The 8361-nt window shown below is 40.7% G+C and carries 7 protein-coding genes and 1 pseudogene; 2 read left to right on the forward strand and 6 right to left on the reverse strand.

What is annotated here, in order from left to right; translation table 11 throughout:
- Positions 1 to 113 precede the first annotated feature (113 nt).
- The 5 genes and pseudogenes from V7K85_RS26580 to V7K85_RS26600 all read right to left on the reverse strand — a co-directional run bounded on the left by V7K85_RS26580 (position 114) and on the right by V7K85_RS26600 (position 5103).
- Entirely contained in the window at positions 114 to 1334 is a 1221-nt protein-coding gene (locus V7K85_RS26580; protein WP_334818152.1) for an MFS transporter, read from the reverse strand.
- Between the two features lie 174 nt (positions 1335 to 1508).
- Positions 1509 to 2579, reverse strand: a pseudogene (locus V7K85_RS26585) (IS4 family transposase).
- A 524-nt stretch (positions 2580 to 3103) separates the two neighbouring features.
- Positions 3104 to 3898: a hypothetical protein gene (locus V7K85_RS26590; RefSeq protein WP_334818154.1), complete on the reverse strand. Its 795-nt coding sequence runs from the start codon at positions 3896 to 3898 to the stop codon at positions 3104 to 3106.
- A gap of 251 nt (positions 3899 to 4149) precedes the next feature.
- Entirely contained in the window at positions 4150 to 4452 is a 303-nt protein-coding gene (locus V7K85_RS26595) for a calcium-binding protein (RefSeq protein WP_334818156.1), read from the reverse strand.
- A gap of 465 nt (positions 4453 to 4917) precedes the next feature.
- Complete coding sequence (locus V7K85_RS26600; RefSeq protein WP_334818158.1) at positions 4918 to 5103, reverse strand: hypothetical protein; 186 nt, start codon at positions 5101 to 5103, stop codon at positions 4918 to 4920.
- Positions 5104 to 5188: 85 nt separating this feature from the next.
- On the opposite strand from V7K85_RS26600, the gene V7K85_RS26605 reads away from it, so the two are divergent.
- Together V7K85_RS26605 and V7K85_RS26610 are read left to right on the forward strand one after the other, a co-directional pair.
- Complete coding sequence (locus tag V7K85_RS26605; protein WP_334818160.1) at positions 5189 to 5434, forward strand: hypothetical protein; 246 nt, start codon at positions 5189 to 5191, stop codon at positions 5432 to 5434.
- The gene (locus V7K85_RS26610; RefSeq protein WP_334818162.1) at positions 5415 to 5696 is read left to right on the forward strand and encodes a hypothetical protein; all 282 of its coding nucleotides are present in this window, start codon (positions 5415 to 5417) and stop codon (positions 5694 to 5696) included. Before V7K85_RS26605 ends, V7K85_RS26610 begins: the two co-directional genes overlap by 20 nt.
- 533 nt (positions 5697 to 6229) lie before the next feature.
- On the opposite strand, the gene V7K85_RS26615 is transcribed toward V7K85_RS26610, so the two are convergent.
- Positions 6230 to 8361: beta strand repeat-containing protein (locus tag V7K85_RS26615; RefSeq protein WP_334818164.1), on the reverse strand; the 2132-nt coding region annotated here is incomplete at its 5' end.

An 8361-nucleotide genomic window follows, 5' to 3' on the forward strand; every position in this document is an offset into this window, starting at 1 on the left:
TAGATTTGGGATTAAAAGTTTTTAGTACAAGGCTATTCAAAAAATTATTAAGCTTGGTTATCAAAGCCTTCTGAATCCTGAATCCTGACCTTTTTACTTTAAAATCAGGATTTTCAGGCTACACGTTCTGTCTTTGATTCAGATGCGTTTTTAGTCACTCGCAAACTAAGAGTCAAAGCTATCAGCATTACTAAAAATCCACTCCAAAAAGGAGCAGAACTCCCAAATTTCATAAAACTAGCCCCTGCCCAGGTTGGGCCACCGATGCGTGCCAACGCAGAGCAAGAACTGGCAATTCCTAATATTTGTCCTTGTTCTTCTGGGGGGGTCATTTGGGAAATCAGGCTGTTCAATATTGGTTGACTGACACTAATTCCCCATGCTACAAGTGTGGTGGACACCAACAATAAAATTAAGCTTTGTGAGAATCCAATTAGCAGTAATCCTAAACCTAACCCTAATATTCCCAAGGTAAGTAACTTTATTTCACCCAAGTGTTTCTTGAGGAATCCGATCAGTCCTCCTTGAATGATTGTGCTGACAATCCCCATAAAGGCAAAAAGATAACTAGTTTGTTGAGGGCCCCAGTTTAATTGCTGCTTAGACCATAAAGCCAATGTCGAGTCCATAGCCGCAACAGCAAAGGTTACTAAAAAGTAGATGCCAAGAAGCATACAAAACTGTGGACGCTGTGACAGATGTAGCAAGTTCAGCCTTCGCTGACGGTAGCGATGAGCTTTGATTTTGGCTTTAGTCTCAGAATTTAGAGATTCTGGAAGTAATATAAAAGCACAAAGCAATGCTAATAAAGATAATCCGGCTGCGAACAACGACGGGAGATGGAAGTTAGCGTTGTCCGCATCAGACCCGATCAGAAGACCTCCAATCGCTGGACCGAAAATGAAGCCAAGACCAAAAGCTGCCCCTATTATCCCCATGCCACGAGATCGATTAGTTGGCGTGGTAATATCTGCTATGTACGCCTGAGCAGTACCAATATTCCCTGCCATAATCCCGGCAAGACTACGAGCAATAAACAAAATCCATAATGAGTTGGCAAAGCCTAACCCTGCGTATGCAACTACAGAACCGAATAAAGTAAGTAATAAAATCGGACGGCGACCGTAGCGATCGCTAAAGCTGCCCCATAATGGTGCAAATAAGAACTGCATTAAAGAATAAATAGCTACAAGTAGAGTCGCTTCATTAGGTTTTGCGCCGAATTGTTCAGCATACAAAGGCAGTATCGGCAGGATAATTCCGAAGCCGAGCAAGTCTATAAATACAGTCAAAAATAAGACGAATATAGCCCTGTTATTATTTTTACTCTCCATAGGTGCAATTCCATTTTCTCAAAAATATGTGTAACTTCAATCAGTTTTATGGATATTAGGCAGGAATGTTTAATACTGATAAAAAAATTTACATATTTGGTTTTATTAAGTCTAAGAATACCAAAATATTCAACTTGACATTATCTCTTCAAACCAATGAATATAACTAATTTTTTAACACATACGAGATTGCAAGCAACAGAATTTATATAATAGTGTATGCTCATATTATAAAAGGATAAATAAAAGTTTTAAAATTAGATAAGCTATTAAAATGATGTAAATTTTTATAGAAATACTATTAACGTTTTTAGTAATCAGTTTGTCAAGTTTTAAGTAATTTTTAAAAACTTTCATAACAATTCAACTCCCCAGCGTAACCAATAAATATCGCTAATTTCATCATCACTAATAGGTGCATCTCCCGATGCTAGTAAATTAGTTTTTAAACGAAACTCAGTTTTAGTTTCTAAATCACAAAAATTCACTACTCTATAAGCTTGAGCATCATTAGATGCATCAATTTTTACTAATCCAGTTGACTCTTCAAATTCTAGTTTCCAATTGTTTTTTATCCGCAAAACAAAATATTTGTTTTCTTGTACCAAATCTTGAATAAATTTTAATCCAGCAAATCACGGCAGTTGCTTCTCCTGTCGGAGACGCTGCGCGTAGCTTGCTTCCCCGGAGGGGTACAAGTCTCTTAACCCGCCCAACGCACTGCCTCCCCTATCCATCACCCCAACAGCATTTATGGGCAGATGAAACATCCTTTTTGAGCCAAATTTATAATCATGCTCATGCCCAAAATTAATGAAGTTATCTTCTGGACTGCCTGTAGCTAGATTTAGAGAACTAAAAAGTTTAACTTGATGATAAGCTAAATAAAAACCATAATAACTTACTCGTTAGGGTAATAACTGTTGAATCAATAGGACAAATAGCATATTTATTATTTAGTTTTTTCTGAGGTTTATTATGTACTAATTCATCTAATTTATGATAAATATCTTGAAATGGTTTCTGGCTTCTGTGAGAACTAGCCTTGGAAAATGTAGATATATCTACTTCAAATCCTGTGTTCCTTAATCTTTTAAATAAATCTCGCATACTTGTTAAACTGTTATCCAGGGTATAAGATATCCAACACTTCATATACAGACGAGTGTTCAATACTGGATAATCGTTTTTTGGCAGTCTTCTCAGGATACCTTTGACAATCTTGGGAAATGAATTTATAATCACTCTTTAATAGATATACTTTAATCTTCCGCCCAAAACTTAACATATTATGGGCCATTTTTATGATTTTTTTCTTAATATTCAACACTTCTGGATATTAGGGAACACTTGATAATAAAAACCCATTAAATGCAACCAGTAATCAGTTTAAGCAAAATGCTTTAATTTCAGAGTGGTTGAGCAAAATAGCGTGGAACAAACCCATTATAAAAATCAAGCCAATAATACTACTAATGAAAGCAACTATGAACTCGTGCTTCCGTATAGCTTTTTGTATCTTAGCGTCGATGATGCTTTCTAATTCTTCGGATGACATTGACTTCAATTTGGCTAAAGATAAGAGTTATGTGAAACTTATGAACTTATACCAATTCTTTATGAAACTGCACAAAATCAAGCTTGGTGAGACAATGGGCTTAAGCCCATTGTTCGGGAGCAACCTCATAGGTAATCGGTATTACAGAAGTTTGAATATGTCCGAAACCTCTAACTTATTAAATGAAAGTTATTTCGACACCGTGGGAGTGTCAAGTGCGTTGGCGTAGTTTCAAAACTGCACCTGAAATACCAAAAGCTAATATTGCCAAGGTATAAGTTGGTTCGGGAACTGCAATAATGCTTACCTGATTAATGGCCAAGCCGTATTGTGGCTCAGAACTGCTAAAAACGAGTCGCGAGATGTTTGGAGTATCACTACGAATCCCCAAGAACACTGCCGAATTATCTAATGCTAGCGACGAAGTACTTAGAACTGAGAAACTACCCAACAGGTTATTAGCGTTATCAAAAGCGGTGATAAAAGTTTTAACTTCTGAATTACTAATGTCTACAGCTATCTGAGTACCAGCGCCAAAAACAGGCTGGGCAAAACTAATGCTAAAAGGCCCTCCGTTCCCCTGAGTACGAGGATCAGGAGCACCAGGAGGAAGAGGTTTAAAACCTGTTGGGTCTATACCTCCGAAGAGAATAAAATCTCCTTGGGCGAAGTTAGTCCCAATGCCAGGTGGAGGTAAAGTTTGAAAGACAAACGGTGGAGTAATCTGAGGATTATTAGTTGGAGCTATATTTATATCCAACCCTAAACCACCTTGCGATGTTGCTAAAAAAGAGTTAGGTAAAAAAGCAGAAAAATCAGGAGCAGAGGGATTGAATACTTTACCTAAACTTCCCCAATTAGCTTCATCGTTGGCTCCTAAAACAGAGCGTTCAGTTACTAAAAATGTAGCTGCTTTAACTGGTAATGGGAGAACCGTTATTATAGCTGTAATTACTGGTAAATATTTGACAGATAACTTAAATAATTCATTTTTCCTAAATGCCATAAGGCTTACTCCTTAATTTCGTAGAATAATATCATCAAAATGTAAAAATTCAACGCCCACGATGAGGCAATACATTGCTCTGGTCGAGAGAGTTGTTCGCGTAGTATCTCCGACAGTCGAAGCATCTGCCGTGTTCAATGGTTGTGTTGCAAAAACTTTTTCATGTCTGGTGAAAGTTGACGCAATTCATACATTTACCAGCCCAACCTCATTTTTTGCAACATAACTTTTACCCTAGAGTACAAAGACAATTACTCACGTCTGTACCATTCTGAATTTGTTACTACACCTGAGAGGGTGATGGCTTTACCTTGTTTGCTGTAGTCTGCGGTATCAATGCCATCTTTGCTATCAATGCTGTTGTTAACCTGACTGCCCTTAAATGTGTTATTGCCGCCATTACCAACCAACTTGTCATTGCCCTCTCCACCATCGATTACGTCATTTCCAAGACCAGCAAATATATTGTTATTGCCTCCACGACCAAAAATCTGATTGTCACCACTAGTGCCCAACAAAAAATCATTGTTAGGAGTACCAACAATAATGGACATAATATATACCTTTATAGTTTTAAAGATCAAATGTATTTGATCGTTGTAATACTCGCATAGTACAAGGAGCCAAATTATAAATTTCTGATGAAATATGCATAAAGATAATTAATGCTTTTTTATATATCTGTATGACTTACGCACTGTAAAAATTACCCATAATATGAATTACACATAATGAACGTTTCAGGCACTGAACATAACCCTCATTTGGTCGCATATTGACTGTGTTGGGTGTTAGATATGGCTCAAAAGCCCAAATTTTTTATAGTACTTATGTATTGTTAAGATTTACTAACAATAATGACTAATTTGTCTTTAAACCCTGACTGGGGAGGGTGTAGAGAAAAATCTGGTAGGAAATCTACTAAACAGACTTGACATTACACTTAACATAAACAAGCAAGTTGTGAGCGTACAAAATAGGGAATGTATTGACAATCATTTTGTATGATATGTTACTATTTATCGATAGTTATACGTCTTAAGGCGAGCGATCGCTTCTCTACAAGACTCTAGGCGAACGCTAACGTCTTCTGGTGCGTCCGCTATGCGAACGACGATCGCACCTAGATCGAAATTGCAAGCTTTCAGCCGAGTTTGTGTAACTTCAGATACATTACCGCAAATGCGCTGATACTCGAATTTCACCTCTTCATAAATTCCGCAAAAACACCGTTACGCTATTTGTCCTTGTGATCAAAACTTAGAGCATCCAGTTTATTAGGGCGTGTTTATGACCAACCCTGTAAAGACGGTTATCCAAGTCAATCTGGAGATGGCTCTAGAAGTAGCTCAACAATTGGAGCAAGCTCCATACACTCAACTCAGTACTTATTGTTTGGAGATTTTACGGGAGATCGGATGCCCTGGTACTGAACTCCCAGTTAACTTACAAACTCGTGATCAGCAGCTAAACTTTATCACAGGCTTTGCATCTTATGCTTTTGGGGAGGTACAAAGTGTACAAAGCATTAATTGAAGATATATTTCATGATTCCGAAGGGACAGAAGAAACTACTTTTCCTGCCACAGATCAAGATTTGTTAATTTTAACAGAAAAATTTTTAGGGTTTGAAATTCCCTCAAAGGTTTTTTTGCAAGCTATAGCCATTGCTGATTACGACTGTGCAGCTGCTTTTCGCTACGTTGAGAATTATTTGACTGTTCTCAAAAATAAGAATAAGCGTAAGCATAAGAAATTACTTGTGTTGGGGTGTTCTACTAGGTTTGACAATAATTGACGTGCTTCTTTACGAGCTAACCCTGAACGAATACGATTTAGATCAGATATATTTGCACTACCGATGTAGAAACGTTGCATTGCAATGTCTCTACACATACAGCGTATTTCAGATAAATGAAGTACACGTGTAGGGGCACAACATGTTGTGCCCCTACTATTATCTGTACCTCACCTTGGCGTAGCCTCTCGTAGAGAAGTTGCAATCTGCTGTATTTGTCCCACACGGACAACCAAGAACAATTAGAATTTATCTAGAAGCTAGTACCGCAAGGCGGAAGTCAAAAGCTACTTGTACTGAGCGACTTGTGCCGAGTTTAGCCTGAGCATCTCGACTTCTCTAGAAGACGCTACGCGAACGCTCGATGGAGCCGGCGTCGTTGGCGCAGCCTCTCGTAGAGAAGGGCAAAGCCGAGATAAGCCGAAGTAAAAGTCACTCATTCAAAAGTATTATGGAATGGGATTTTTAGAGTTCGCAACGCACTGGCTCCCCTAGTATATTTCCAAAATCAAATATGAATCCTATATGTGCATCTACCCTTGCACCACAAAATCTGATGCACTGAGAGTTGGCGCACCAGTTAGAGTTGCAAATAAACCACCGCTACCAAAACCAGCCGCACTGCCATTTTGGTTGTAGAACAACTGCCCACTAAAAGCGTCGTAGATAATTTTCGCCGTGCTAGCCGCCCCGGAAGAAGTAATTTGAAAATCACTCTTTTTACTAAAACCTGTTCCGGGAGCAGAAGTAATCGCATTAAAGGTAGTTTTATCTAAGATAATCTTATCGCCTTGGGAGCGGTTGAAATCAGCGATCGCATCTACACCAACAGCAGTCAGGGCAAAGGCTGCATCAGTGTTGTAAAAGAAAGAGTCGGCACCTGCACCACCGACAAGGGTATCATTGCCAGAACCGCCGATAAGAACATCATTGCCAGAACCTCCCCGCAGCAGGTCATTGCCACTGTTGCCGTCAATAAAGTCGTTACCCCCCTGACCATTGATGACATCAGCGGAGTTGTCAAAACCTCTAATCTTATTGTTGAGTTCATTAAGGAAAGTCACCGTGTTCTTGTTGAACAGGCTAGTTTGAGTGGAATTGGCATCGAAGACATCAAAGCTGTCGGTGATGTTGGTTTGCCCATCAAATAGGATATTGCCAATGGCAGGTCTAGCTCCAGAAGCAGGCAGGTTTTGTAGGTTTTCTAATTTGAAGTTTTGCAATTGGACTTTGGTAGACGCCACATTTTCAAAGGTAACTTCTAAGTTGTTACCCTGAGGAGTTAATTGCAGATTTTGAGCAGTCAAACCACTACCTGTAAATTGTAAGGTGTCCAAAGAGGCAATTACCGCTACCGTTGGGTTTGAGCCTTTGCCAACGCCGCCAAAATCGGTGATGATGTCATTGCCATCGCCAGGGCGAATAATAAATTTATCTTCACCGCCGTTGCCTGTTAGGGTATCGTCACCAGTTAAGCCATCGATGATGTTGTTGCTAGGTGTGCCGATTAGCTTATCTGCATCGGGACTTCCAGTCAGGTTACCAGGGGTGTTGCCACTGCCCAGATTCGTCCCCCCAAACACCACATAGCTTTGCCCAGCATTGCCGATGCCGTTGGGGTCGGCATATGGTGCCCCAATAATCAGATCGTCAATGCCATCATTGTTGATGTCCCCCGCATTGCTGACTGAGGTGCTTAAACTGTCAATTGCTGCAATGCCGTTAATCAAAAAGCCATTAGTGCCATTCAAAGAAGAGAGGTTGAGGGTGCCACCACTACCCAGATTCCTCCCCCCAAACACCACATAGCTTTGCCTAGTACGCTCGATGCCGTAGCGGGAGCCATCACTTGCCGCAATAATCAAGTCGTCAATGCCATCGTTGTTGATGTCCCCCGCATTGCTGACTGAGATGCCTGATTCGTCACCTGCTGCAATGCCGTTAATCAAAAAGCCATTAGTGCCATTCAAAGAAGAGAGGTCGAGGGTGCCATCACTGCCCAGATTCCTCCCCCCAAACACCACATAGCTTTGCCCTGCATCAGCGATGCCGTTGGGGGAGGCATATGGTGCCCCAATAATCAAGTCGTCAATGCCATCACCGTTGATGTCCCCGGCATTGCTGACTGAGTAGCCTAAGCGGTCTTCTGCTGCAATGCCGTTAATCAAAAAGCCATTAGTACCATTCAAAGAAGAAAGGTTGAGGGTGCCGCTACTGCCCAGATTTTTCCCCCCAAACACTACATAGCTTTGCCCAGCACTGACTTTGCCGTTGGGGGAGGCAGTAAATGCCCCAATAATCAGGTCGTCAATGCCATCATTGTTGATGTCCCCCGCATTGCTGACTGAGCAGCCTGAGAAGTCATATTTTTCAATGCCGTTAATCAAAAAGCCATTAGTGCCATTCAAAGAAGAGAGGTTGAGGGTGCCGCCACTGCCCAGATTCTTCCCCCCAAACACCACATAGCTTTGCCCAGCTTCAAGGATGCCGTTGGGGGAGACACCTTGTACCCCAATAATCAGGTCGTCAATGCCATCGTTGTTGATGTCCCCCGCATTGCTGACTGAGGAGCCTAAATTGTCAACTGCTGCAATGCCGTTAATCAAAAAGCCATTAGTGCCATTCAAAGAAGAGAGGTTGAGGGTGCCACCACTACCCAGATTCC

Origin of the sequence: Nostoc sp., assembly GCF_036917615.1 — a bacterium.
In the GTDB taxonomy this organism is placed as follows: Bacteria; Cyanobacteriota; Cyanobacteriia; order Cyanobacteriales; family Nostocaceae; genus Nostoc.

Coding starts and splice junctions, on each gene's coding strand:
- V7K85_RS26580 (WP_334818152.1), bottom strand. CDS start 1,334: ATGGAGAGTAAAAATAATAACAGGGCTATATTCGTCTTATTTTTGACT.
- V7K85_RS26590 (WP_334818154.1), bottom strand. CDS start 3,898: ATGGCATTTAGGAAAAATGAATTATTTAAGTTATCTGTCAAATATTTA.
- V7K85_RS26595 (WP_334818156.1), bottom strand. CDS start 4,452: ATGTCCATTATTGTTGGTACTCCTAACAATGATTTTTTGTTGGGCACT.
- V7K85_RS26605 (WP_334818160.1), top strand. CDS start 5,189: ATGACCAACCCTGTAAAGACGGTTATCCAAGTCAATCTGGAGATGGCT.